This window comes from Streptomyces sp. NPDC056231, from assembly GCF_048270745.1.
Taxonomy (GTDB): Bacteria; Actinomycetota; Actinomycetes; order Streptomycetales; family Streptomycetaceae; genus Streptomyces.
Window position 1 is genome coordinate 1 of sequence record NZ_JBLVKW010000102.1, and the last position, 22,585, is coordinate 22,585.

Consider the following 22,585-nt stretch of genomic DNA (forward strand, 5'->3'; position numbering starts at 1 on the left):
ATAGCCCTGAAGGCATGGGGGGACCCCCTTCGCGTTGCCTCCCTCCTCCGCCTTGCAGCTGCACGCACCCAGCCCCGCTCCTTCTCCCACCCCCCCATGTGCCGGTCGGTCTCAGTTCGTCGCGTCCGGCTTCACGATGTCCGGCAGTTTCGCCTCGAACAGCTCGTCCAGCTTCAGCGAGGGCAGGATGTGGCCCTGGTTGGCGGCGGTATTCGCCACGCTTGCGCCCCACGAGGAGGCGGCGAGGCGCTGGTTGGGCGTGCCGTGGTGGCCGGGGCTGCTGAAGCTGCAGTCGCCGACCTCGTAGAAGGACTTCTCGGAGCCCAGCACCCGCTTGGCGTTGAGTGCTTCGCCGCGCGAGTGGGTGAGGAAGTACGTGCCGAACGCGTCCGCCATCAGCTCGGTGCGGCGGGTAGCCTCCGGCCCGGTCAGCTTGGTGTTGGTGAAGAGGTTGTCCTCGTACTGCACGTGGTGGCCGAACTCATGGGCGAGGACGGCACGCGGAGCGGTGTCGCCCAGGCCCAGCGCCTTCAGGGCCTGAAGGATGCCGTCACCCATGACGATGCGGTCGGAGATGCCGTACGGCTGCGGCGAGCCCTTCTCGGAGAAGGCGAACGCGTTGAAGGTGAAGAGCGGGTTGTCGCCGCCCTGGAGGACGGGGTCGGCGTTGACGAGGCTGATGACCACCTTGGCCAGGCGCAGTACCGCCGGTTCGTCCTTGATCCCGAACATCAGTGAGAGAACGCGGGCCACCCGCTCCGGGGAGGAGTAGACCTCGCGGCCGTGCATCGGCATGAGCTGGATGTCGTCGGAGTAGATGTCCCAGAACTTCTTCAGGTTCTTGCCTTCGGACGTCAGCTCGTTGGTGTACTCGCCGTTGACGCCGAAGGTGTTGGACTTCGACTCGCTGCCGAAGAACAGTGCGTCATAGGTGGGTATGTCGAACGCGCCGAAGACGTCGAGCCAGTCGCGCAGGTCCTGATCCTGGATGTTTGTCCGCAGGCTGTTCGCGTAGTTCCTGAACGCCGTGTTCCCGCACTGGTGGTCGCCCGGGTTGATGATGCTGTTGCGGAGGTCCGCCCACTGGGTTTCGTGGATGCCGTACTTGGCGGCGGCGGCGTCGCGGCGCTCCTGCCAGTCGGCCGGCAGGTTGGCCAGCATCTCGTCGACGAGGGCCTTCACCTCCGGGGAGAGGCGGGAGGTGTCGAACGTGGAGCCGGGGGTGGCGGCGGACGTGACGGCGGCGGACGTCGTGTCGGCCGCGGCCATGGCCGGCAGGGCGGCACCGAGGGTGCAGGTGGCCGCGATCCCAGCGGTGACAGCCCAGGCGAGGGTCTTCTTCACGGAGAGCTCCTTCGTGTGCTCGAACTGACGCGCGGGGGTGTCCCTGCGGAGTGAGGGGCGGTCAGCTGTGTCGTACGCAGAGTCTGCGAGGAACCGACGCCCCGATGAAGAGTTCGTGTGCGTCCGAATCCGGCATGGCAAGAAGGTGACAGGACCGCGAACTCCGAGACCCCTGCCCTGTTCGGCGGCCCTCTCGGCGTCGGGGGCCCAGGTGCAAAGGGAACAGCCCGGCGGGCGTCAGGGCCCGCCGGGCTGCACCCGGTTCAGAGGATTCAGACCGACCGGCACATGGGGGGCGGCGTTGCGGGGCTGGGCACGCACATCTGCGGCGTTGTCGTCAGTCAACAACTCCCCCATAGCCCTGAAGGCATGGGGGGACCCCCTTCGCGTTGCCTCCCTCCTCCGCCTTGCAGCTGCACGCACCCAGCCCCGCTCCTTCTCCCACCCCCCCATGTGCCGGTCGGTCTCAGTTCGTCGCGTCCGGCTTCACGATGTCCGGCAGTTTCGCCTCGAACAGCTCGTCCAGCTTCAGCGAGGGCAGGATGTGGCCCTGGTTGGCGGCGTCATTGGCGACGCTCGCGGCCCACGAGGAGGCCGCGAAGCGCTGGTTGGGCGTGCCGTGGTGGCCGGAGTTCGTGAAGTGGCAGTCGCCGACCTCGTAGAAGGACTTCTCGGAGCCCAGCACCCGCTTGGCGTTGAGTGCTTCGCCGCGCGAGTGGGTGAGGAAGTATGTGCCGAACGCGTCCGCCATCAGCTCGGTGCGGCGGGTGGCCTCCGGCCCGGTGAGCGTGGTGTTGTCGAAGAGGTTGTCCTCGTACTGCACGTGGTGGCCGAACTCGTGGGCGAGGATGGCGCGCGGGGCGGTGTCGCCCAGACCGACAGCCTTCAGGGCCTCCAGGATGCCGTCGCCCATGACGATGCGGTCGGAGATGCCCATCGGCTGCGGGTCGCCCTTCTCGGTGAAGGCGAACGCGTTGAAGGTGAAGATCGGGTTGTCGCCGCCCTTGAGGGCGGGTTCCATCTTGATGAGCAGGATCAACGACTTGGCCCAGCTCAGCGCACTCTGGTCATCGAGGCCGTACATCAGGCCCACGATGGGGGCCAGCCGCTCCGGGGAGGAGAAGAGCTTGCCGCCGTGCATCGGCATGAGCTGGATGTCGTCGGAGTAGATGTCCCAGAACTTCTTCAGGTCCTTGCCTTCGGACGTCAGCTCGTTGGTGTACTCGCCATTGACGCCGAAGGTGTTGGACTTCGACTCGCTGCCGAAGATCAGCGCATCGTAGGTGGGCATGTCGAACACGCCGAGGAAGCTGAGGAAGAAGACCACTGCGGGATTCTGGACGCCATCCAGCAGGGTGCTCGAGTAGTCCCTCATCGCCGTGCTACCGCACTGGTAGTCACCAGGGTTGATGGCGTTGTCGCGGAAGCCCGCCCACTCGTTGTCGTGGATGCCGTACTTGGCGACGGCGGCCTGCTGGCGCGCCTGCCAGTCCGCCGGCAGTGCGGCCAGGATCTGGTCGGCGAGGGCCTTCGCCTCCGGGGAGAGGCGGGAGGTGTCGAAGGCGGAGCCGGGGGTGCCGGCGGACGCGACGGCGGCGGACGTTGTGTCGTCCGCGGCCGTGGCCGGCAGGGCGGCACCGAGGGTGCAGGTGGCCGCGATCCCAGCAGTGATAGCCCAGGTCAGGGTCTTCTTCACGGAGAGCTCCTTCGTGTGCTCGAGCTGACGCGCGGGGGTACCCCTGCGGAGTGAGGGGCGATCAACTGCGTCGTACGCAGAGTCTGCGAGGAAGTGGCGCGCCGATGAAGAGTTGGTGTTGTCCAAATCCGGCATGGCAGAAAGTTGACAGGTCGCGCACCCTTGGAGGCCGCCGGACTCGTCGCAACTGCCTTAGAGCGCCCGGCAGTAGGCGTCACGGCGTCGCGGGGCTGGCGCACGCACCTCGAGGCGTTGTCGTCACTCACCAACTCCCCCATAGCCCTGAAGGCATGGGGGGACCCCCTTCGCGTTGGCTCAATCCTCCGCCTTGCGATGCACGCACCCCAGTCCCGCTCCTTCTCCGCGCTGCCTACTGCCGGGCGCCCTTACTGGCACACGCAGAGCACTGTGTCCAACGGCACTCACCTCGTCCGGGCGCTGCATGTGATAATGGGGCATATGTATTCACTTCATGGCATAGGTATCAGCGAAACGGCCGAGGATGTCTACCTCACCCTGGTCGAGCGGGGCCCGATGGCTCCGGCTGAACTGGCGAGCGTCCTCCGCGTGACCTCGCGCGCCATGAGCGTGGCGGTCGGTGAACTGACCGGTCTCGGCCTGGTGGGACCGGACGGCGCACGGCTTGTCGCCCACCCCCCACGCGCCGCGCTCGACGTCGTGGTGGAAAGCCGCACCAAGGAACTGGCCGAGCTGCGCAACGGCGTCGAGGAGCTGTCCCGCTTCTGGCGAGACCACCACATCGAAGGAACCAGTTACATCGAAATCGCCCGGACGGAGGTGGCCCGCAGAGCACTTGTCCGGCAGCTCTACGACGAGGCCACCGAGCAGCTCCGCTGCCTGACCATCGGATTCACCGGCCGATCGGCACAACCCAACAGCCTGGCCCCCGGCTTTCGGGAGGCACTGACGCGCGGCGTCAAGTGCTCGGTCGTCTATGGGGCCGAAGTGCTGCGCGACAGGCCCGGCCGGGAGGGCGTCCAGACCTCCATCGACCTCGGTGAGCGAGCGCGTGTCTTTCCCGGCATCCCGCTGAACATGGGCATCTGCGACGATCGCTTTGCCCTCGTATGCCCCCCTGCGAGCAATTGGGGCCGTCGTCACCACATTCTCGTGCAGCGATCGGATCTACTCGAGGCGCTGATCGGCGTGTTCGAGTCGTTCTGGCAGATCGCCGTCCCGCTGCCCACCGCCGTCGACACGGCGAACGACATCGGCAAAACTGCCACCGCCGAGACCCGGCAGCTCCTCACCTATCTCAGTGGTGGCCTGACCGACGATTCGATTGCCCGCGAGCTCGGCGTCAGCGAGCGGACGGTGGCCCGCCGCATCACCCGTCTTCAGGAGGTGCTCGGCGCGCAGACCCGCTTCCAGCTCGGTGTCCAGGCGAGTCGTCGCGGCTGGCTCTGAGGGCGGACGTCACCCCCTGCTCGTGCAGCTCGAGCCATTCGGGGGCGAAGACCGACCAGGCGATGCCCCATGGACACTGCGTCGGCCCTGCGCGAGCAACAGGGCCTGGACTTCCTCGTGGCTCTGCTGCCGAGCGTTCTTGGCGAGACGGTGTGCCGGCTCGGGAACTGCTGCGGCGTCAGCTTCTTTCCGTAGTCGGACGGCGTCCCCGGCGACTTCGGTCAAGCGCTTGCCGCATCGCAACGCGGCCCGGTCCCGGGCGTGCCGGCCGACCACCCTCATCGGCTGCGCGGGCCCACCGGGCACTGGTGGCGGTGGGGGCGCTGGTCGTGTTGTCGGTGGCATGACTTAGTCTTCGCTCACTCGCCACACGCGCGGCACAGGTCACACACATCGGCTGTCAGCTGCGCGCAGTGGCCCCACACTCGTTCCGGGGGGTTCGAACCATCGTGCGTATGCGCACTCTCCCGGCCGCCACCGCACTGGCGGTCCTCTTCAGCTCGGCGGTGCTCACCGCCGCACCGGCGTCCGCCGACACCACCGGGGCCATCCCGGTCTGGTCCGCGGACGACATGATCGTCGACGGCGCGCACCAGCGGCTGTACTTCAGCGACAGCTACCTGAACAAGATCGTCGTCACCGACGGTGCCGGCAAGGTCGTCACCACGCTCACCGGCCTGCCCCAGGTCCGGGACCTCGAACTGAGCCCGGACTCAGGCACGTTGTACGCCGCGGTTTACGGCGCTGACAAGATCGTCGCCTTCGATACCGCGACGCTCACGCAGACCGCCGAGTACCCGACCGGCGACAGGACCATTCCCTCCCGGCTCGCCTACGCCGACGGCAAGCTGTGGTTCGGATACGGCGACCAGTGGGACTCCGGGCTCGGCTCGGTCGACCTGACCGCCGAGACGCCGACGGTGACGCTGGACCTGGCGGCCGGACACGACTTCGCCAGCCCGCCCAAGCTCTACGCGGACCCGGACAACCCAGGCACGCTGCTTGCCCTCGACGCAGGCATCAGCTCCGGTCCGATCATTGTCTACGACATTTCCTCCGGCACCCCGGTGATCCGTGTGTCCGCCGAGAAGGGCGGCTTCTACAACGACGCGGCGCTCACCCCGGACGGTCAGAACGTCGTCGTGGCCGGGCCCGGGAAGCGCGCGCTCACCGAGTACCGGCTCTCCGACCTGGAGCAGGTCCGCACCTTCCCCGTCCCCTCCGAGCCGGAGACGGTCAGCATCGCCCCGGACGGCACGGTCGCGGCCACTGTCCTCGACACCGACGACATCGGCGACACGTACGTCTTCAGCAGCGACCCCGGCCGGCCCGCCAGCGTGCGCAACCTGTCGCACAGTTGGATGCCCTGGGGCGGGCACTCGATGAACTGGTCGGCCGACGGCGGGAAGCTGTTCGTGGTGAGCGAGGGGGACCGCAACGACACCTCCACGCTCCACGTCGTCGACGAACCCCGCAAGTACGTCGCCACGCTGAAGGTCGACGCCCCGGCCACCGCCACCCGCGCCAAGCCCCTCACCGTCAAGGGCTCGCTCGTCTCCGCCCTCGCGCTGCCCGCCGGGACGCCGCTGACCGTCACCCGCACCGACATGGAGTCGCCGAACGGCAAGTCGCTCGGCACCAAGTCCCTCGGCACGGGCGGCACGTTCTCCTTCACGGACACCCCGCCCGCCGGCGCCAAGGTCACGTACAAGGTGAGGTACGCCGGTGACGCGACGCATGCGCCGGCGACCGCCTCGGACACGGTCGACGTCTCCCGCGCCACGCCCACGCTGACGCTGAACAACAACGGCAAGCTGTACAGCTACGGCAAGGACGTCGCGTTCACGGCGCACCTCGGCGCGACGTACAAGAACCGCACGGTCGAGATCTGGGCCGACCCCTTCGGCTCGGACAAGCCGAAGAAGCTGATGAAGACCGGCACGGTCAACTCCAGCGGAAACCTGTCGGTCACCCTGGACATGACCCGGGACACCACGGTCACCGCCGTGTTCAAGGGCGACGCCCGCTACGCCCCCAAGTCGGTCAAGTCCACGGCGTACGCCAAGGCGAAGGTCTCGACGTCGCTGTCCAAGCACTACAAGACCGGCAAGATCGGCTCCACGACGTACTACTACTTCCACAAGAACACCGACGTCATCTCCACGACGACGATGAACTACTACAAGGGCCGCAAGCAGCGGCTGGAGCTCCAGGTGTACTCCCAGGGCAAGTGGTACACCGGGGCCACCGAGTACTTCAAGCTCGGCACCAACGGAAGGTCGGTCGTCAACCTGGGCCACGCCGGCCAGTCGGGAATCCGCGCCCGGGTGCGCTCCTCGTACATCAACGCCAGCTCCGGCGACAACGTGAACTCGACGACGCACGGCGCCTGGAAGTACTTCATCTTCACCAGCTGATTCGGCGGCCGAGGTCTTACCAGGCCGTGGCGTCGGGGGCGCGTTCCCAACGATGGACGGGGACGCGCCCCGGCTGCGCGTCCGTCGGTGGCGCGGAAGAAAAGCCGAAGAAAGTTTGTCGCCGGATGTCGAGGGCCCGGTTCCCGCTCCGACTGAGGGGTGACAGCGCGCCTACGGGGCACGCGAAACCGGGAGGACACCAGAGATGAAGTACATCGCGATGATCTATGGCAACCAGGAGAAGTGGGACTCCTTCCCGGCTGAGGCGTGGCCGGAGGCCATCGCCAAGCAGGAGGCGTTCAACAGGAAGTACCGCGAAAGCGGAGAGCTGCTGGGGGCATACGGTCTGGCGGACGCGGTCAACGCCAAGCTGGTGCGCCGCAAGGACGGGGCTCCGGCAGTCACGGATGGGCCGTATCTGGAGACGAAGGAGTACATCGCCAGCTTCTACCTGTTCGACTGCGAGAGCCAGGAGCGTGCGCAGCAGATCGCGGCGGACATGCCGTTCGCCTCCGAGGATCCGGTCGAACTGTGGCCGGTCCTGCACGAGTCTGCGGCGGACATGTGAGCGTGGACCGTCGCGTCGAGGATCTGCTGCGCGAGCTGGCGCCGCAGGTCCTCGGCGCACTGGTCCGCCGGTACGGCGTCTTCGACGCGTGCGAGGACGCCGTGCAGGAGGCACTGCTCGCGGCTGCCCTCCAGTGGCCCGCCGAGGGAACGCCGGACAATCCCCGGGGATGGCTGGTCACCGTCGCCTCCCGCAAGCTGGTGGACCACGTGCGCAGTGAGCAGGCCCGACGGCGTCGAGAGGACCGGATCGCCCTGGCGACCCCACAGGCGGAGCTGCTGAGCCGCGCCGCCGACGCCGAACCGGCCGCAGACCGGGATGACTCCCTTGCGCTGCTCTTCCTGTGCTGCCACCCGGCGCTGTCCTCGTCGAGCCGCATCGCGCTGACCCTGCGCGCGGTCGGTGGCCTGACCACCACTCAGATCGCTGCGGCGTTCCTGGTTCCCGAGTCGACCATGGCCCAGCGCATCAGCCGGGCCAAGCAGACCATCAAGTCCTCCGGCGCGCCCATGCGCATGCCGGACGCGGCGGACCGCGCGGAACGGCTGCAGGCGGTGCTGCACGTGCTGTATCTGATCTTCAACGAGGGCTACGTCACGACGGACGGCAACGACCTGACCGCGCCGGCGCTGTCCGCCGAGTCGATCCGCCTGGCCCGCTGGCTGCATCGTCTGCTGCCCGACGACGGTGAAGTGGCCGGGCTGCTCGCACTGATGCTGCTCACCGACGCGCGTCGGCCGGCGCGCACCGGGCCCTGTGGAGACCTGGTGCCGCTGGCCGAGCAGGATCGCGGCCGGTGGGACCGAGAGCTCATCGCCGAGGGGGTCGCCCTGCTCACCGAGACCTTGCCCCGAGGACAGGTCGGCCCGTACCAGCTGCAGGCGGCTATTGCCGCCGTCCATGACGAGGCCGAGTACGTGGAGGCCACGGACTGGCCACAGATCCTCATGCTGTACGGGCTCCTGGAGCAGCTCGCGCCGAACCCGATGGTCACCCTCAACCGCGCGGTAGCCGTCGCCATGGTGCACGGGGCGGCTGCCGGACTGGAACTGCTTGCGGCCCTGGAGCGCGACAAGAGGATGGCAGGCCACCACCGTCTGCTCGCCACCCGCGCGCATCTCCTTGAACTGCTCGGCGACCACACCGCGGCCGCGGACGGCTACCGCGACGCAGCCCGACGCGCCGCCAGCGCAGCCGAACGACGCCACCTCACCGCCCGCGCCACGCGCCTCACCTCGACGCAGAGCTGATTGCGCCCGTAGATCGGCCGCCCCTTCCCGTGCTCGTCACCCGCGCCCTGCCTGTTGTGCTGACCGCCCTCAATTGCCGGTCGGCGTAGACCGACCGGCAATTGAGGGGGCGGCGTCACGGGGCTGGGGCACGCACCTCGCGGCGTTGTCGTCCATCACCAGGGCTCCTTCCCCGAGCTCTCGGCTCCGCTCGAGCAGGGGAGACGCCATCCGGCTCGATCCTCCGCCTTGCGATGCACGCACCCCAGCCCCGCTCCTTCACCCACCCCCCAATTGCCGGTCGGTCTTAGCGTGCTTGAGATCCGCGACAAAGGTCGACCACGTCGCCGTACGGAACGCGAGCGCCGGACCGTCCGGAACCTTGGACTCACGGACCGGGGCGACACCGGGGTGCCCGTCGGCGACTTCGACTCCCATCCGGCGTGTACCGGACTCCAGTTGGCCGATGAACGAGCCACTGGAGAAGAGCGGGAGACCGAGTTCTTCCTGGGAGAGACCGGATTTGTCCCTTCGGTGCCGGAGTTCGGCGCCGAGGAGGGCGTGCGGAGTGGAGGCCGGGTCGAGCTTCTTGGGCCCCGGCATGACAACTCCCTGTGACACACGTGCGGTTGTTGGTTCTGCGCCCCTTCCAGGTTGGCCGCGCGTTGGACACGCTGGGTGGATGTTGCGATTACGGAGCGTGGAAGGTGTGCAGGATGACCCATGCAGAGCGACGACGGGTTGCTGCCGGAAGAGTGCGGGAGGCGGAGGACGCGGTGGAGAAGCTGAGGCAAGGGCTGAAAGGCGTCGGGCTCGCGCTGCCGTCGCTGCGGGTCGATCCGGTGTCATGCGCGGGGAACGAGCCCGCGCCGCTGGTGGACCTCGGACGGTGCACCATCGATACGGCGCTGCGGCTGAGTGCTGTGCTGGGCGCGGACGGGCAACAGGGAGACCGGACATGACGAGTGAGGGGCTTGAGCCGTGTACGCCGGAACCCGGGTCGTTCGCGGTGGATTCCCGCGACGGGCGGGTGGGGCGCGTGATGGGGCGCGTCGGACCGTACGTACAGCTGCGGCCGCCGGGCGGTGGGGCGGAGTGGGACTGCCCGCCGGAAGCCGTGCGGCCGGCGCCGCCCGGGGAGGTGCTGCGGGCCCGGGTCAGGGAGGTCAACCGGGAGGGGCGGCTGCCGTGAGAAGCACGAGGGGCGGCGGGGTGCCGCCCCTCGGTCGCGCTTGCGACGCAACGCAAGGCGGCGATTACCTGAAGTCGACAATCGTTGCTCCGGGAGGGCGCCGTGGGAGACGCGAGGTCGGTGCGTTCCTTACACGATCGTGGGACGCTGAGGGAAGCGGCGAACCGCCGCAGAACCGTCGATCTACGCTCCTCGTCAGGCCACAGGAGAAGGGACCCGCGATGACCGCCGCGATGGTCGAGAACGACCGGCCCGCTGAGGGCCGCCCGTGGGAGTACCTGCTGCAGACATGGCGTGAACTGGACGTGCCCGAGGGATGGCGTGCCGAGATCGACGAGGGGCAGATCGTTTTGGTACCACCGCCTCATGCGCATCACAACGGCATCGCCGAGATGGTGCAGCGGCGCCTGTATCGGGGCCTCCCCGATGAACTGGGCATCTACCAGACCCTGGGCGTCCACATTGCCCCGTTGGACAAGCTCTACGTTCCCGACCTGGTGGTCATGCCGTCGGAGCTGATCGTGGAAGCCGATCCGGAATCCAGCGATCCGATGGACGCCTCCGAGGCTCTGCTGATCGTCGAGATCACGTCGAAGGGCAATGCCCGGGAGGACCGGACGAAGAAGTACCGCTCCTACGCGCGCGCGGGCGTGCCGCTGTACCTGTTGATCGACCGGTTCGACACGCGTGGCGCGATGGCCACGCTGTTCACGGAGCCGAACGAGGACGGGACGTACAAGCACTCCGACCCTGTCCAGTTCGGGAAGCCGCTCACGCTTCCCGAGCCCTTCGGTACGACGCTGCCCACGGGGGACTTTCCGGTGTGACCGGGCACGGCTGAGGGCGGGCACCCGGTGCGGGTGCCGCCCTCTGTTGCGTTACGGGGTCAGGTGCGAACCCATGGCGTGTGGTGTCTTGCTGTGCGGCGTGCGGAGCAGTGCCCCGGACCGGGTCAGGTGCTGCGGGGTGCGGCCGCGAGGGCGGCGCGGAGGTGGCCGTCGGACGCGGACAGGAGCGTGGCGGCGGTCGGGCCGTCGACCTGGCCGAGGATGGCGAGGATCGCGTTCTTCACCTCGCCGTCGGTGGCGGCGAGCGCGGCTTCGATCTCCGGGTCGGAGGCGCCGGTGGCGAGGGAAACGATCCGGCGGGAGCGGGCGCGCAGCTTCTCGTTGGAGGCACGGACGTCGACCATGAGGTTTCCGTACGTCTTGCCGAGCCGGATCATCGTGATCGTCGACAGCATGTTGAGGACGAGCTTCTGCGCCGTACCGGCCTTCAGGCGGGTCGAGCCGGTGAGGAGTTCCGGGCCGACGACGACCTCGATGGGGTGCTCGGCCGCGGCGCCGAGCGCCGAGTCCGCGTTGCAGGACAGGCCGATGGTCAGCGCCCCCTTGGCGCGGGCGTGCTCGACGGCCCCGATCGCGTACGGCGTACGGCCGGAGGCGGAGATGCCGACCACCGTGTCGTCCGGGGTGAGATCCAGTCCGTCGAGGTCGGCGGCGGCCAGCTCCTTGCTGTCCTCGGCGCCTTCGACGGCCGTGACCATCGCGGACGGGCCGCCCGCGATCAGACCGACCACCTCGGACGGGTCGGTGTTGAACGTGGGCGGGCACTCACTGGCGTCCAGGACGCCGAGCCGGCCCGCGGTGCCCGCGCCCGCGTAGATCAGCCGGCCACCGCGGGCCATGCGCGCGGCGACCCCGTCGATCGCGGCGGCGATCTCGGGCAGCCGGGCGGCGACGGCGGAGGGGACGGACTGGTCCTCGCCGTTCATGATCCGGGCGATCTCCAGCGTGGCCAGCCGGTCGATCTCGGCGAGCTCGGGCCGGAACGCCTCGGTGGTGAGGGTGGCGAGCTCGGCGCGCAACTCCCCGTACTCGGAGGGCTGATCGGGCGTCGCGGCATTGGCGCCGGTGGTGGAGGTCATGGAGGGCGGCTCTGCTTTCTCGATCTCGTGGCTCGTACGGTTCAGCGAGTGCGGGTGGGGGTGCGGGTGCTCGTGGTGTCAGCGGGTGCGGGGGGTGTGGCGGTGGGCCAGTGCCTCGTACGAGGCGGCGAGCGCCGGGGCCGCCGTCTCGTACGTCCGCTGGGCAACCCCTATGAACAGGCAGTCCACGACGAGGAGCTGGCTCGTCCGGCTCGACATGGCGGCGGGGCGCAGCTCGCTCTCGCGGGCGGTGGACGTGGTCAGCACGTGGTCCGCGTACTGCGTCACCGGGCCGTCGGGGCGGCCGGTGATGGCGATCGTCGTCGCGCCCCGGTCGAACGCCACCCGGAGCGGCTCGATCACGTCACCGGTGGAACCGGAGTGGGTGATCGCGATCGCCACATCGCCGGAGCGGAGCTGCACGGCGTTGGTGACAGCCAGGTGCGGGTCCATGTGCGCGTGCGCGATCAGGCCGATACGGAGCAGCTTCTGCCCCAGGTCCTGGGCGACCAGAGAGGAGGCGCCGACGCCGTAGATGTCGATCCGGCGGGCGGTCGAAGCGGCGGCGACGGCGGCACCGAGCTGCACCGTGTCGAGTCCGGCGGCCGTGTCCGCGAGGGTCTGCTGCTCGTCGAAGGCGAGCTTGGCGACCACGTCGGCGATCGGGTCGTCGACAGCTATGTCCGCCGTGACGGAGGGGGCGCGGCCGGACTGCTGGTGGGCGGCGAGCCCGGCGAGGGCGAGGCGCAGATCCCGGTAGCCGGGGTAGCCGAGGAGGCGGGCGGTGCGGACCACGGTCGCCTCGCTGGTGCCGGTGAGCTCGGCGAGACCGGTGACCGTCAGGGCGGCGCAGCCGGCCGGGTCGCCGGCCACGGCCTCGGCGACCCGCTGCATGGAGCGCGTCATGGACGGCGCGAGCGTCCGCACCTTGGCTGCGAGTGCGGCCGGAGCGGGCGGCGCATCACCGCTGAAACTTTCCTTCAGGTCACGGGTCACCTTTGAAAGGTATTTTCAACACAGTTGCCCGTCAACCCCCTTTGGTCCCGACCTCTGACGGAACGGAGGCCGGGACGGGTGACTGGACGCAGGACCTGTTCGCACTCGGGGTGACAATGGCTGCATGGAGCTGAACCGCCTGGAGCAGGCGTTGCACACCGCCCGCGCCCTGGTCATGGCCGATCTCGCCGCAGGCGGTGTCGCCGAGGCCGAGATCGTCTCGCTCGTCGAGGACGCGGTGACGCATCGGCGCTGGTGGGTCGAGAACTGGCCGGACGGTGTGGAATACGTTGTCGGCCTCGTTGCCCAGGACGTCCAGGACGCGCTGCTGGAGCGGTACGGCCGCTGGCCGCTCTGCCCGGTGTGCGACGCGGGCGACCCGCACGCCCTCGATGTCGAACCGGAGCTGGGCCCGGACCCGCGCTGGGTCTGCACCAAGGCGACCGTGATGGTGGCGCGCGTGGGCGCGCTGAGCGGAGTGCTCGGCCGGTGACGGTCTATATCGACCCGCCCGACTGGCCGGGCCACGGTCGGCTCTGGTCGCATCTGGTCAGCGACGTGTCCTTCGACGAACTGCACGCGTTCGCCGCCGTCATCGGCTGCCCGCCGCAGGCATTCGAGCGGGACCACTACGACGTACCGGAAACGCGGTACGCGGACGCGGTGCGGGCCGGGGCCGTCGAGATCGGTTCGAAGGAGCTCGTCCGCCGGCTCACGGAGGCGGGACTGCGGCGCCCCAAGGGACGCCCGGCCCCCGGCGGCTGAACGACCGACGAAGCCACGCCGCTCAGGCGGCGGAGGAGCTTCCCGCTTCCACGTCGACGGACGCCGGCGAGGACGTCACGGCGGGCGACCCGGTCACCCGGCGCGACCTGGCCCCGCTGTGCAGCCGCAGTGAGAACACCACGGCGACCAGCGCCAGCACCGTCATCGCCGCGCCCGCCCAGGCCGTCCCCTCGAAGCCGAAGTCCGCGTCGATCACCGTGCCGCCCAGCCAGGGGCCGCCCGTGTTGCCGAGGTTGAACGCGGCGGTCGTCGTCGCGCCCGCCAGGGTCGGGGCCGCGCCCGCGATGTTGAACATCCGGGCGTTCAGCGCCGGGGCCGTGTAGAACGCCGACACGCCCAGCAGGAACGCGAGCCCGACCGCGGCGACCTGGTTCGAGGCGAACAGTGCCAGCGCGACCAGGAAGACCGTCGAGGCCGCGATACCGCTCATCAGCACCCCGAAGAGGTGCGCGTCCGCGACCCGGCCGCCGATCGTCGTACCGACCAGCGCCCCGATCCCGAACAGCGCGAGAACCGTCGGAACCCAGCCCGAATCCAGCCCGGCCACATCCGTCAGCAACGGCGCCAGATAGCTGAACGCGCAGAAGACCCCGCCCGCCGCGAGCGCCGTGATCACGATCGACAGCCACACCTGCCGGTCACGGTAGATGGACATCTCCCGCTTGAGCTGCGGCTTCTTCTCGGGGAGCGGGATGCGGGGGATGAGCGTCGCGACACCGACGAGCGCCACGGCGGACGCCGCGCCGACCGCCCAGAACGCCGACCGCCAGCCGAGGTTCTCACCGAGGAACGCCCCCAGCGGTACGCCGAGGACGTTCGCGATCGACAGCCCGCCGATCATCACGGCCATCGCTCTGGCACGCGCGTTCACCGGCACCGTCGCGATGGCGACCGCCGCCCCCACCGCCCAGAACCCGGCGCAGGCGAAGGCGCTCACCACGCGGGAGGCGAAGAGCACCTCGTACGTCGGAGCGAGCGCTCCCGCGACCTGCCCGAGGCCGAAGACCGAGATCAGCGCGATCAGGGTGGTGCGGCGCGGCAGCCGGAGCGTGGCCACGGCGAGCAGGGGAGCCCCGATCACCATGCCGATCGCGAAGGCGGATATGAGGAGTCCGGCCCGGGGGATCGACACGTTCATGTCGTCGGCGATGGGCGGCAACAGCCCGGAGAGCATGAACTCACTGGTGCCCAGGGCAAAGACCGAGAGGCCAAGAATGTATACGGCGAGTGGCATGCGTGAGCGGCGAGCGGCAGAGTCGAGCATGACAGCTGCCAACAGCGACCACGGGCGTTACATTCCCGTACCGGGATATCTCGTCGGCTGTCTCAACGGGTGAGCAGTTCCAGCTCTGTCAGCAGGTTCTGCCGGGCCCGCGGCTCCCACTCGGCGAAACCGTGCGGCGTACGGAACAGCCGCGGCAGTCCGAGCAGCTGCCGCAGGACGGCCGCACGCCCGCTCCGGAAGGCTTCGTCGGGGACGAAGCCGTACTCGTCCCGCACCTGCGCCGCGTACGCCGCGTACTCCTTCGGGGCGGCTGCCAGGATCGCCAGGTCCGCGTCGCACAGCACCTCGCCGTTGGTGTCGCCGTCCGCCGGGTCATGGGTGACGGTGAGCCGGACCAGGCGGGCGACCTCGGCGGTGACGGCGTCCGGGACACCGGCCTCGGGCAGGGCGCGCTCGGCGAGGGCGGCGCTGCGCTCCTCGTTCTCGGAGCGGTCCGGGCGGTACACCGCGTCGTGGAACCAGGCGGCGAGGCGGACCGCGTCGGGGGCGGCGGCGTGACCGGCGAGGGTGTCGATGCGGTCGAGGACCGCCGTCAGATGGGCGGTGGTGTGGTAGCGGCGCTGCGGTTCGGCCCAGCGGGCGAGCAGGTTGTCGGCGTACGGCAGGGGGTCGGGGCCGGTCGCGCCCTCCCGCACGGCGACCAGCGCATTGCTCCAGCGGGCGCGGAGCGCGTCCACGGCGTCGGGGGAGGATCCGCTCTCGTGCGCGCTGTCGTCCGTCATACGCACGAGAGTAGATTCCCCCCGTCGTCCACGGCGAGCGGCGGGCGGGCCCGGTTACTCGGTGGATCCGAGCGGCGGTGAGGGAAGTCCGAAATGATCGGCGATGATCCACAAGCGGCTCAAGCAGTGCCGGTCAGCGCGCTGACGATATAGCCCATGTGCTGCGGAGCGCACCCCATCAGCAGCTCCGCGCTCCCGTCGCGACACTCGGCCACTCGCCAAGTCGGCTGCACAGCAAGGGGGTCTGCCCGCTGCCTGTCCCTCACCCGCACCAACTCCAGGCGCCCCACCGGGATGGAGCGCCGATGCAGCTCCGCCACCTCGGTGGGAGACGCGTCGAGAGCGGTACGGGACGCGGACAGAAAGACGATCAACTCCCGGCAGTACGAGGGCGTGCCCAGGACGCACGCCGGAAACGTGACGGCCCCTCCGGCGGCAAACAGCCGGGCCTCCCTCTTCGCCCGCCGACGCCCACTGGGAACCAGAAGGCCCACAGCGACATCGATCAGTACATCGAGCAACCCGCTCACCCACCTCGACCCGGGCAACAACGGCTCAGGAATCCCAGCCACGGTACCTAGTGGTGGGGTCGCCCGGGGCTTGCATCGGCGAGTGTGTCCAGATCCAGGCGGACGCTGAGCTGGCTCCCGAGTTCCCGAAAGCCGAGCGCCCGCGCGACCCGGCGGGAGGCCGGAGGCCGGGCCCGCCACTGGGGCAGCAGGCCTGCGGCGAGTGCGTGCGCCACCGCTGCGGACGCCGTCTGCCGGGCCAGTTGGCGGCCTCGCCACTGTGGGGCGGTCAGCACACAGACATGCGCGGTCGCGGCCGGCCAGGCGCGGTATCCCGCTGCGGCTACCACGTCCGTTCCTTCGCGCACGACGAACACCGGAGAGGTGACCTCTTCCATTCCGCTCTCGTCCGCGTCCTCCGGCCCCGCCGACCGCACCAATTCACGAAGGTCGCGATGCCCAGGCGCGAGGTGCTCGACGGCGTGATGGCCCGGCGCGGGCCGGAAGCCGTCCCTTGCGACGTAGGCCAGCGTGGCCGGACCGAGTACCTCGGTCACGGGCAGTACGGCCTCGATCGCTTCGGGCCGAGTGAGCGAACCGGCCGGCACCGCAGCCGGCACACGGCGCAACGCCTGGGCAGCGCCCCCGGTGGGCACAGTGGCGATGGCCGCGTCGCCCAGCATCACGATGCCTGCCCATGACGGCGGGCACAGACCTGATCCGGGCGAAGTGACCACGGTCAGACCCCCGGAGGGCGCGAACGACACCGGCACGGCGGCCAACGTCTCCCACAGACCACGAGCACGGACCAGCAGCGGATCGACAGGCATGGCCTGATCCTGTCACGCCGATGTCGCCGGGCGCCGGGGAAAACAACCACCACAAGCACGGCACATCGGATCCTGAAGTGGCCCCGCACTGACCGGAGAAACCCGTCTGTGAGAGCAACAGACGGTTCCCGAATCCGCCGGACCGGCCAGTGAATCGTACGGTCGTCCCTGCCCCCAAGCCGAGCGATACCAGCCCTTGTCGGATTGTCGGACAATCGCTAGCGTGCGCCCGTGATGGATCTGAGGAGTCCGACCAATCCGATGGATCTCAACGCGGATCTCGGCGAAGGGTTCGGACACTGAACCCTCACCGGCGACGCGCTGCTCGACTGTGTCACCAGCGCCAATGTCGCCTGCGCCATCCATGCGACGCCTCCGTGATGCGACGGGTCTGCGAGCGGGCGGCAGCCCGGGGTGTACGGATCGGCGCACAGGTCTCGTACCGCCAGGACCACGTCGTACCTCGCTGTGTGCGGACGGCGGCCGACTGCAGTGTCACGGGCGCCGACGGCGGCCGGGCAACGGTCGCTGCACGGTCGTTGTGCGTGCACGGCGACACCCCCGGGACTGCGGAGCTGGCCGGCCAGGCCCGCGGGGCGCTGGAAGAGGCGGGTGTTCGCGTGCGGGCGTTCGTGTGAGCGGGGACGGATTCGGTGCCGAGGCGCTGGTGCTGCCCGCCGGCCGGGAGGCGCTGCTTGTCGAGCTGTCTTCCGGCGAGCATGCCGAGGCCTTCCACGCCGAGTTGCTGCGCCGCCACGCGCGCGGTGAACTGCCCGTCATACGGGAGATCGTGCCCGGTGCACAGAGCGTGCTGCTCGACGGGATCGCAGACCGGACGCCGCAGGGGCGGGAGCGGTTCGCCCGCGAACTCGCTTCCTGGCGGATACCGCCGCTGCGACGTGGGACCGGGGACGCGGTCGAGATCCCTGTCGTCTACGACGGGCCGGATCTCGCCGAGGTCGCCACAGTGTGGGGCGTCGGTGTCGACGAGGTGCTGGGAATTCATGCCGGTACGGAGTTCCGGGTGGCGTTCTGTGGGTTCGCGCCCGGCTTCGGCTATCTGACCGGACTGCCCGGTCACCTTCGTGTGCCGAGGCGGGCGACTCCGCGTACGAAGGTTCCGGCGGGGGCGGTGGCCCTTGCGGGGCCGTACACCGGGGTCTATCCGCGCGCGTCGCCCGGCGGGTGGCAGCTCATCGGGCGGATGCCGGACCCCGGGGAGCTGTGGGACCCGGCACGGGAACCGGCGGCGTTGCTGGAGCCGGGCGCGCGGGTGCGGTTCGTGGTGGCGGGGGCAGCAGGGGTGGCGGAGTGATCGAGGCGACGGACGTCCTTGACGTGGTCCGGGCCGGGGCGCTGACCACCGTGCAGGACGCGGGACGGGTCGGCTGGGCACGCCTGGGGGTGCCGAGGGCCGGCGCACTGGACGCACCGGCCCTCCGCCTTGCCAACCGGCTGGTCGGCAACACGGCGGACGCGGCGGTACTGGAGACCACGGTCACCGGGTGCGGGGTACGGCCGAGACGTTCCACGGTGGCTGTGGTGGGGGGTGCGGTGTGCCGGGTCACGGTGGACGGGCGACCGGTGGCGTGGGGCGTCCCCATTCCCGTACCGGCAGGGGCGGTGCTCGACGCCGGTCCGGCGGAGGGCGGCCTGCGGAGCTATCTGGCGTTCCACGGCGGCCTGGTGCCGGAGCCGGTGCTCGGCAGCCGGTCGGCGGATCTGCTGTCCGGTCTGGGACCGGCGCCGCTGCGGGACGGGGACGTGGAACCGCTGGGGGCGCCTGCGGGGGCCGTCCCGCAGGCGCCGGACGCTGTGCCGTGGCCGGGGGCGCCGACCGAACTCGTCCTGCCGGTCCAGCTGGGGCCACGTCATACCTGGTTCACGGACGCGGCGTTGCAGACCCTCGCCACCGCCGCGTACCGGGTGGCGCCGCACAGCAACCGAATCGGGCTGCGGACGGAGGGGCCCGCTCTGGAACGTGCGCGGGACGGGGAACTGCCGAGCGAGGGCATGGTGCTGGGGGCCATCCAGGTACCGCCGGACGGGCGGCCGGTGGTGCTACTCAACGACCATCCGACGACGGGGGGATACCCAGTGGTGGGGGTGGTGCCGGAGGCCGCGTTGGCGGGGGCGGCACAGGCGGTGCCGGGGGTGCGAGTGCGGTTTGTGGTGACGGGGTAGGAAATTCAGCCGCTCCGGCGATTGAGGAGCAGGGTCCGGGGCGGCGCCCTGGTTACGGGAAGGGCGGGTAGGGGAAACGAACACCCCGGCCCGCCCCGCGCGCCACTCGTCTCTACGCCTGCGCCCGGAACCCCCGCAGCCGCAACGAGTTCCCCACCACGAAGACCGACGAGAACGCCATCGCGGCGCCCGCGATCATCGGGTTGAGCAGTCCGGCCGCCGCCAGCGGCAGTGCCGCCACGTTGTACGCGAACGCCCAGAACAGGTTCGTACGGATCGTCCCCAGCGTCTTCCGCGACAGCCGGATCGCGTCCGCCGCGGCCCGCAGGTCCCCGCGGACCAGCGTCAGGTCACCGGCCTCGATCGCGGCGTCCGTGCCCGTACCCATCGCCAGGCCCAGATCGGCCTGGGCGAGAGCGGCCGCGTCGTTGACGCCGTCACCGACCATGGCGACCGAACGGCCCTGGGACTGGAGTTCCTTGACGACGTCGACCTTGTCCTCCGGCATGACCTCCGCGTACACCTTCTCGATCCCGACCTCGGCCGCGACCGCCTCGGCCACCGCCCGGTTGTCACCGGTGAGCAGGATCGGGGTCAGCCCCAGGGCCCGCAGTCGCCGAATGGCCTCCGCGCTGGTGTCCTTCACCGCGTCGGCGACTTCGAGGACCGCCCGTGCCTCGCCGTCCCATGCGACCGCGATGGCCGTCCGGCCCGCAGCCTCGGCGGCCGCCTTCTGCCGGGCCAGCTCCACCGGCAGGTGGATCTCCCACTCGGCGAGCAGCTGCTCACGGCCGACGAGGACGGCGTGCCCCTCCACGACACCTTGCACGCCGAGCCCCGCGATGTTGGCGAAGTCCTCGGGGGTGGGCAGGGCGGCACCGGTGCGCTCCGCGGCTCCGGCAGCGACGGCCTGGGCGATGGGGTGTTCCGAGGAGTGCTCCAGGGCGCCCGCGAGCCGCAGCACATCGCGCTCGTCCGTACCGTCTGCCGTGTGCACGTCCAGCAGCGTCATCCGGCCGGTGGTGACCGTGCCGGTCTTGTCCAGGACGATCGTGTCGACGCGGCGCGTGGTCTCCAGGACCTCCGGGCCCTTGATCAGGATGCCGAGCTGTGCGCCGCGCCCGGTCCCCACCATGAGGGCGGTCGGAGTGGCGAGGCCCAGCGCGCACGGGCAGGCGATGATCAGTACGGCGACGGCGGCCGTGAACGCGGCCGTCAGACCGGCTCCGTTGCCCAGCCAGAACCCCAGCGTGCCGAGTGCGAGCGCGATGACCACGGGCACGAACACCGCGGAGATCCTGTCGGCCAGCCGCTGCGCCGCCGCCTTGCCGTTCTGCGCGTCCTCGACGAGCTTCGCCATCCGCGCCAGCTGCGTGTCGGCGCCGATCCGTGTCGCCTCGACGACGAGCCGGCCGCCCGCGTTGAGCGTGGCACCGGTGACGGAGTCCCCGACACCGACCTCGACCGGCACGGACTCGCCGGTGAGCATCGACGCGTCGACCGCCGAGGCGCCCTCGACGACTGTGCCGTCAGTGGCGATCTTCTCGCCGGGGCGGACCAGGAACCGGTCCCCGACCTGCAGCTCCGCCGTCGGGACGGTCACCTCGCGGCCGCCCCGCACCACGGTGACCTCCTTGGCGCCCAGCTCCAGCAGCGCCTTGAGCGCGGCGCCCGCCTTCCGCTTGGAACGGGCCTCGAAATAGCGCCCGGCCAGGATGAACGCGGTGACGCCGGCCGCCGCCTCCAGATAGATGTTCCCGGCGCCGTCACTGCGGCCGATGGTCAGCTCGAAGGGGTGCGTCATGCCCGTCATCCCCGCCGTACCGAAGAACAGCGCCCACAGCGACCACAGGAACGCGGCCGAGGTGCCGACCGAGATCAGCGTGTCCATCGTGGCCGCGCCGTGCTTGGCGTTGGTCCAGGCGGCGCGGTGGAACGGCCAGGCGGCATACGTGACGACCGGCGCCGTCAGGGTCAGCGACAGCCACTGCCAGTAGTCGAACTGGAGCGCCGGGATCATCGCCATCGCGATCACCGGCACGGCGAGCACCACGGCGGTGAGCAGCCGCTGCCGCAGGGGCAGCAGCTCGTCGGCCTCCGCGGCGCCGGGGGAGTCGTCCTCGCTGCGTACCGGCGGAGCGGGCTCGTGCGCGGTGTAGCCGGTCTTCTCGACGGTGGCGATCAGGTCCTGCACGGAGATGTCCTCGCCCCGGTAGCTGACCTTGGCCTTCTCCGTGGCGTAATTGACGGTGGCCTCGACGCCGTCCATCCGGTTGAGCTTCTTTTCGATACGGGCCGCGCAGGAGGCGCAGGTCATGCCGCCGATCGCGAGCTCGACCTCTGCGGTGGTGCCGGTGGCTGTGCCGGTGCCGTTTGTGGCGGTGTGCGCGGACACGATGTCCTCCCTGGCGGTGAGTTGATACCCCTAGGGGGTATGCATTACTGGTTCAGGTATACCCCCTACCCCTATAAATCGCAAGGGTGATCCGTCGCCGGGACCCGGAGTGCGCGCGTCCGGCCATCTGACATGCGTCTGACCTCGCGTATCTTCACGTCGGATTGTGGCTGCGCCCTCGGGTGACCGCCCCGTAGGCTGGCCATTGGACTAGACCTGTAGCTGCCTACTGGAGGAATGGGGTCCCATGAGCAACCGTGCAGTCCTGGAGGTGATCGCTCTCGACGCGGAGGACGCGGTCGCTGCCCAGGCGGGTGGTGCAGACCGGCTTGAGCTGGTCACCGACATGGCGGCGGACGGCCTGACCCCGTCCCGTGCGACCTTCGCGGAGATCCGGGCGGCGGTGGACATTCCGCTGCGGGTGATGCTCAGGTTGGCGGACGGCTTCGAGGCCGGCGACATCGAGGTGCTTGTGGCCAGGGCGCGCGAGCTGCGAGCGGAGGGTGCCGAGGAATTCGTCCTGGGCTTCCTGGACGCCGGGGGCCACCCGGACCTGGTCGCCGTCGAACGCCTCCTCGCCGAGCTGGAGGGCTGCCGCTGGACGTTCCACCGCGCGATCGACCACGCCACCGACCGGGACACCCTGCGCAAACAGCTGGCAGACCTGCCGGGCCTCGACACATATCTCACGGCGGGTTCGCCGAAGGGCGTCGACGACGGCATTCCGACGCTGCTGGCCGAAACGGCGCGCAGGGGTGAGCCCGGGTACGAGGCGCAGATCCTGGTGGGCGGCGGGCTCCGCCTGGACCACCTGCCGGAGCTGCTGTCCGCGGGCATCGACGCCGTACACATCGGCGGCGCCGCGCGCCCGCACGGCTGGTCGGGTCCGGTGGACGCGGCGGCGGTACGGGAGTGGCGGGCGGTGCTTGACGCGTAGCCGGGGGGCGCGGTGGCCCCAGGCCATGGGGCCGGGCTCATCCGGCTGAACGGTTCCGTCCTCAGACGCCGGTCGGTCTCAGGGCGTGTTGTTTCGAAAGTCCCGCCTGCCAGGCAATGCCATGCAGGCGGGCTGTCTCT

The 22,585-nt window shown here is 70.0% G+C and carries 22 protein-coding genes and 2 pseudogenes; 14 read left to right on the forward strand and 10 right to left on the reverse strand.

Annotated features, from left to right (window positions below; genetic code table 11):
• Nucleotides 1–111: 111 nt before the first annotated feature.
• Together ACNPQM_RS39190 and ACNPQM_RS39195 are read right to left on the reverse strand one after the other, a co-directional pair.
• Nucleotides 112–1,344: a hypothetical protein gene (locus ACNPQM_RS39190; protein ID WP_418087715.1), complete on the reverse strand. Its 1,233-nt coding sequence runs from the start codon at nucleotides 1,342–1,344 to the stop codon at nucleotides 112–114.
• Between the two features lie 466 nt (nucleotides 1,345–1,810).
• Nucleotides 1,811–3,040 carry a hypothetical protein gene (locus ACNPQM_RS39195; RefSeq protein WP_418087716.1) on the reverse strand — a complete coding sequence of 410 codons (1,230 nt, stop codon included), beginning with the start codon at nucleotides 3,038–3,040 and terminating at the stop codon, nucleotides 1,811–1,813.
• A gap of 459 nt (nucleotides 3,041–3,499) precedes the next feature.
• On the opposite strand from ACNPQM_RS39195, the gene ACNPQM_RS39200 reads away from it, so the two are divergent.
• The 5 genes from ACNPQM_RS39200 to ACNPQM_RS39220 all read left to right on the forward strand — a co-directional run bounded on the left by ACNPQM_RS39200 (nucleotide 3,500) and on the right by ACNPQM_RS39220 (nucleotide 8,703).
• On the forward strand, nucleotides 3,500–4,468 hold the full coding sequence (locus ACNPQM_RS39200) for a helix-turn-helix transcriptional regulator (RefSeq protein ID WP_418087717.1): 969 nt from the start codon (nucleotides 3,500–3,502) through the stop codon (nucleotides 4,466–4,468).
• Between the two features lie 69 nt (nucleotides 4,469–4,537).
• A complete protein-coding gene (locus ACNPQM_RS39205) occupies nucleotides 4,538–4,663 on the forward strand; it encodes a hypothetical protein (protein ID WP_418087718.1) in 126 nt (41 codons plus the stop codon).
• Between the two features lie 254 nt (nucleotides 4,664–4,917).
• Nucleotides 4,918–6,885 (forward strand): YncE family protein, encoded by a 1,968-nt coding sequence (locus ACNPQM_RS39210; protein WP_418087719.1) that lies wholly within the window; start codon nucleotides 4,918–4,920, stop codon nucleotides 6,883–6,885.
• A gap of 205 nt (nucleotides 6,886–7,090) precedes the next feature.
• Nucleotides 7,091–7,453 (forward strand): YciI family protein, encoded by a 363-nt coding sequence (locus ACNPQM_RS39215; RefSeq protein ID WP_358862381.1) that lies wholly within the window; start codon nucleotides 7,091–7,093, stop codon nucleotides 7,451–7,453.
• Entirely contained in the window at nucleotides 7,450–8,703 is a 1,254-nt protein-coding gene (locus ACNPQM_RS39220; RefSeq protein ID WP_418087720.1) for an RNA polymerase sigma factor, read from the forward strand. Before ACNPQM_RS39215 ends, ACNPQM_RS39220 begins: the two co-directional genes overlap by 4 nt.
• 300 nt (nucleotides 8,704–9,003) lie before the next feature.
• Here ACNPQM_RS39220 and ACNPQM_RS39225 read toward each other — a convergent pair.
• Nucleotides 9,004–9,285 (reverse strand): annotated as a pseudogene (locus ACNPQM_RS39225) (DUF397 domain-containing protein); the annotation flags it as partial.
• 113 nt (nucleotides 9,286–9,398) lie between these two features.
• Between ACNPQM_RS39225 and ACNPQM_RS39230 the strand changes: the two are divergent.
• The 3 genes from ACNPQM_RS39230 to ACNPQM_RS39240 all read left to right on the forward strand — a co-directional run bounded on the left by ACNPQM_RS39230 (nucleotide 9,399) and on the right by ACNPQM_RS39240 (nucleotide 10,701).
• Nucleotides 9,399–9,644 (forward strand): hypothetical protein, encoded by a 246-nt coding sequence (locus ACNPQM_RS39230; protein WP_418087721.1) that lies wholly within the window; start codon nucleotides 9,399–9,401, stop codon nucleotides 9,642–9,644.
• Complete coding sequence (locus tag ACNPQM_RS39235) at nucleotides 9,641–9,874, forward strand: hypothetical protein (RefSeq protein ID WP_358862377.1); 234 nt, start codon at nucleotides 9,641–9,643, stop codon at nucleotides 9,872–9,874. Before ACNPQM_RS39230 ends, ACNPQM_RS39235 begins: the two co-directional genes overlap by 4 nt.
• A gap of 221 nt (nucleotides 9,875–10,095) precedes the next feature.
• Nucleotides 10,096–10,701, forward strand: a complete 606-nt coding sequence (locus ACNPQM_RS39240; RefSeq protein ID WP_358862376.1) for a Uma2 family endonuclease — start codon at nucleotides 10,096–10,098, stop codon at nucleotides 10,699–10,701.
• A 125-nt stretch (nucleotides 10,702–10,826) separates the two neighbouring features.
• Here the strand turns inward: ACNPQM_RS39240 and murQ are convergent, their stop codons facing one another.
• Entirely contained in the window at nucleotides 10,827–11,801 is a 975-nt protein-coding gene (gene murQ, locus ACNPQM_RS39245) for an N-acetylmuramic acid 6-phosphate etherase (RefSeq protein WP_358862375.1), read from the reverse strand.
• Nucleotides 11,802–11,879: 78 nt separating this feature from the next.
• Nucleotides 11,880–12,797, reverse strand: a complete 918-nt coding sequence (locus tag ACNPQM_RS39250) for a MurR/RpiR family transcriptional regulator (RefSeq protein ID WP_358862374.1) — start codon at nucleotides 12,795–12,797, stop codon at nucleotides 11,880–11,882.
• Nucleotides 12,798–12,921: 124 nt separating this feature from the next.
• On the opposite strand from ACNPQM_RS39250, the gene ACNPQM_RS39255 reads away from it, so the two are divergent.
• A complete protein-coding gene (locus tag ACNPQM_RS39255) occupies nucleotides 12,922–13,290 on the forward strand; it encodes a hypothetical protein (RefSeq protein ID WP_358862373.1) in 369 nt (122 codons plus the stop codon).
• Nucleotides 13,287–13,562 (forward strand): DUF4031 domain-containing protein, encoded by a 276-nt coding sequence (locus tag ACNPQM_RS39260; protein ID WP_418087722.1) that lies wholly within the window; start codon nucleotides 13,287–13,289, stop codon nucleotides 13,560–13,562. The genes ACNPQM_RS39255 and ACNPQM_RS39260 overlap by 4 nt, the downstream gene beginning before the upstream one ends.
• A gap of 22 nt (nucleotides 13,563–13,584) precedes the next feature.
• Here ACNPQM_RS39260 and ACNPQM_RS39265 read toward each other — a convergent pair whose 3' ends face one another.
• The 4 genes from ACNPQM_RS39265 to ACNPQM_RS39280 all read right to left on the reverse strand — a co-directional run bounded on the left by ACNPQM_RS39265 (nucleotide 13,585) and on the right by ACNPQM_RS39280 (nucleotide 16,929).
• Complete coding sequence (locus tag ACNPQM_RS39265) at nucleotides 13,585–14,817, reverse strand: Cmx/CmrA family chloramphenicol efflux MFS transporter (RefSeq protein ID WP_358862382.1); 1,233 nt, start codon at nucleotides 14,815–14,817, stop codon at nucleotides 13,585–13,587.
• A 92-nt stretch (nucleotides 14,818–14,909) separates the two neighbouring features.
• Nucleotides 14,910–15,590, reverse strand: coding sequence for a hypothetical protein (locus ACNPQM_RS39270; RefSeq protein ID WP_418087723.1), 681 nt, complete (start codon nucleotides 15,588–15,590; stop codon nucleotides 14,910–14,912).
• Between the two features lie 119 nt (nucleotides 15,591–15,709).
• The gene (locus ACNPQM_RS39275; RefSeq protein WP_418087724.1) at nucleotides 15,710–16,120 is read right to left on the reverse strand and encodes a hypothetical protein; all 411 of its coding nucleotides are present in this window, start codon (nucleotides 16,118–16,120) and stop codon (nucleotides 15,710–15,712) included.
• Between the two features lie 47 nt (nucleotides 16,121–16,167).
• Entirely contained in the window at nucleotides 16,168–16,929 is a 762-nt protein-coding gene (locus tag ACNPQM_RS39280) for a GNAT family N-acetyltransferase (protein WP_418087725.1), read from the reverse strand.
• Between the two features lie 321 nt (nucleotides 16,930–17,250).
• Here ACNPQM_RS39280 and ACNPQM_RS39285 point away from each other — a divergent pair.
• The 3 genes and pseudogenes from ACNPQM_RS39285 (at nucleotide 17,251) to ACNPQM_RS39295 (ending at nucleotide 19,113) form a co-directional block, all read left to right on the forward strand.
• Nucleotides 17,251–17,567 (forward strand): annotated as a pseudogene (locus tag ACNPQM_RS39285) (LamB/YcsF family protein).
• 29 nt (nucleotides 17,568–17,596) lie between these two features.
• Nucleotides 17,597–18,244, forward strand: coding sequence for a 5-oxoprolinase subunit B family protein (locus tag ACNPQM_RS39290; RefSeq protein ID WP_418087728.1), 648 nt, complete (start codon nucleotides 17,597–17,599; stop codon nucleotides 18,242–18,244).
• Complete coding sequence (locus tag ACNPQM_RS39295) at nucleotides 18,241–19,113, forward strand: biotin-dependent carboxyltransferase family protein (protein WP_418087726.1); 873 nt, start codon at nucleotides 18,241–18,243, stop codon at nucleotides 19,111–19,113. Before ACNPQM_RS39290 ends, ACNPQM_RS39295 begins: the two co-directional genes overlap by 4 nt.
• Nucleotides 19,114–19,225: 112 nt before the next feature.
• Here ACNPQM_RS39295 and ACNPQM_RS39300 read toward each other — a convergent pair whose 3' ends face one another.
• The gene (locus ACNPQM_RS39300) at nucleotides 19,226–21,508 is read right to left on the reverse strand and encodes a heavy metal translocating P-type ATPase (RefSeq protein ID WP_418087727.1); all 2,283 of its coding nucleotides are present in this window, start codon (nucleotides 21,506–21,508) and stop codon (nucleotides 19,226–19,228) included.
• A gap of 247 nt (nucleotides 21,509–21,755) precedes the next feature.
• On the opposite strand from ACNPQM_RS39300, the gene ACNPQM_RS39305 reads away from it, so the two are divergent.
• Nucleotides 21,756–22,445, forward strand: coding sequence for a copper homeostasis protein CutC (locus ACNPQM_RS39305; protein WP_358862366.1), 690 nt, complete (start codon nucleotides 21,756–21,758; stop codon nucleotides 22,443–22,445).
• Nucleotides 22,446–22,585: the final 140 nt, after the last annotated feature.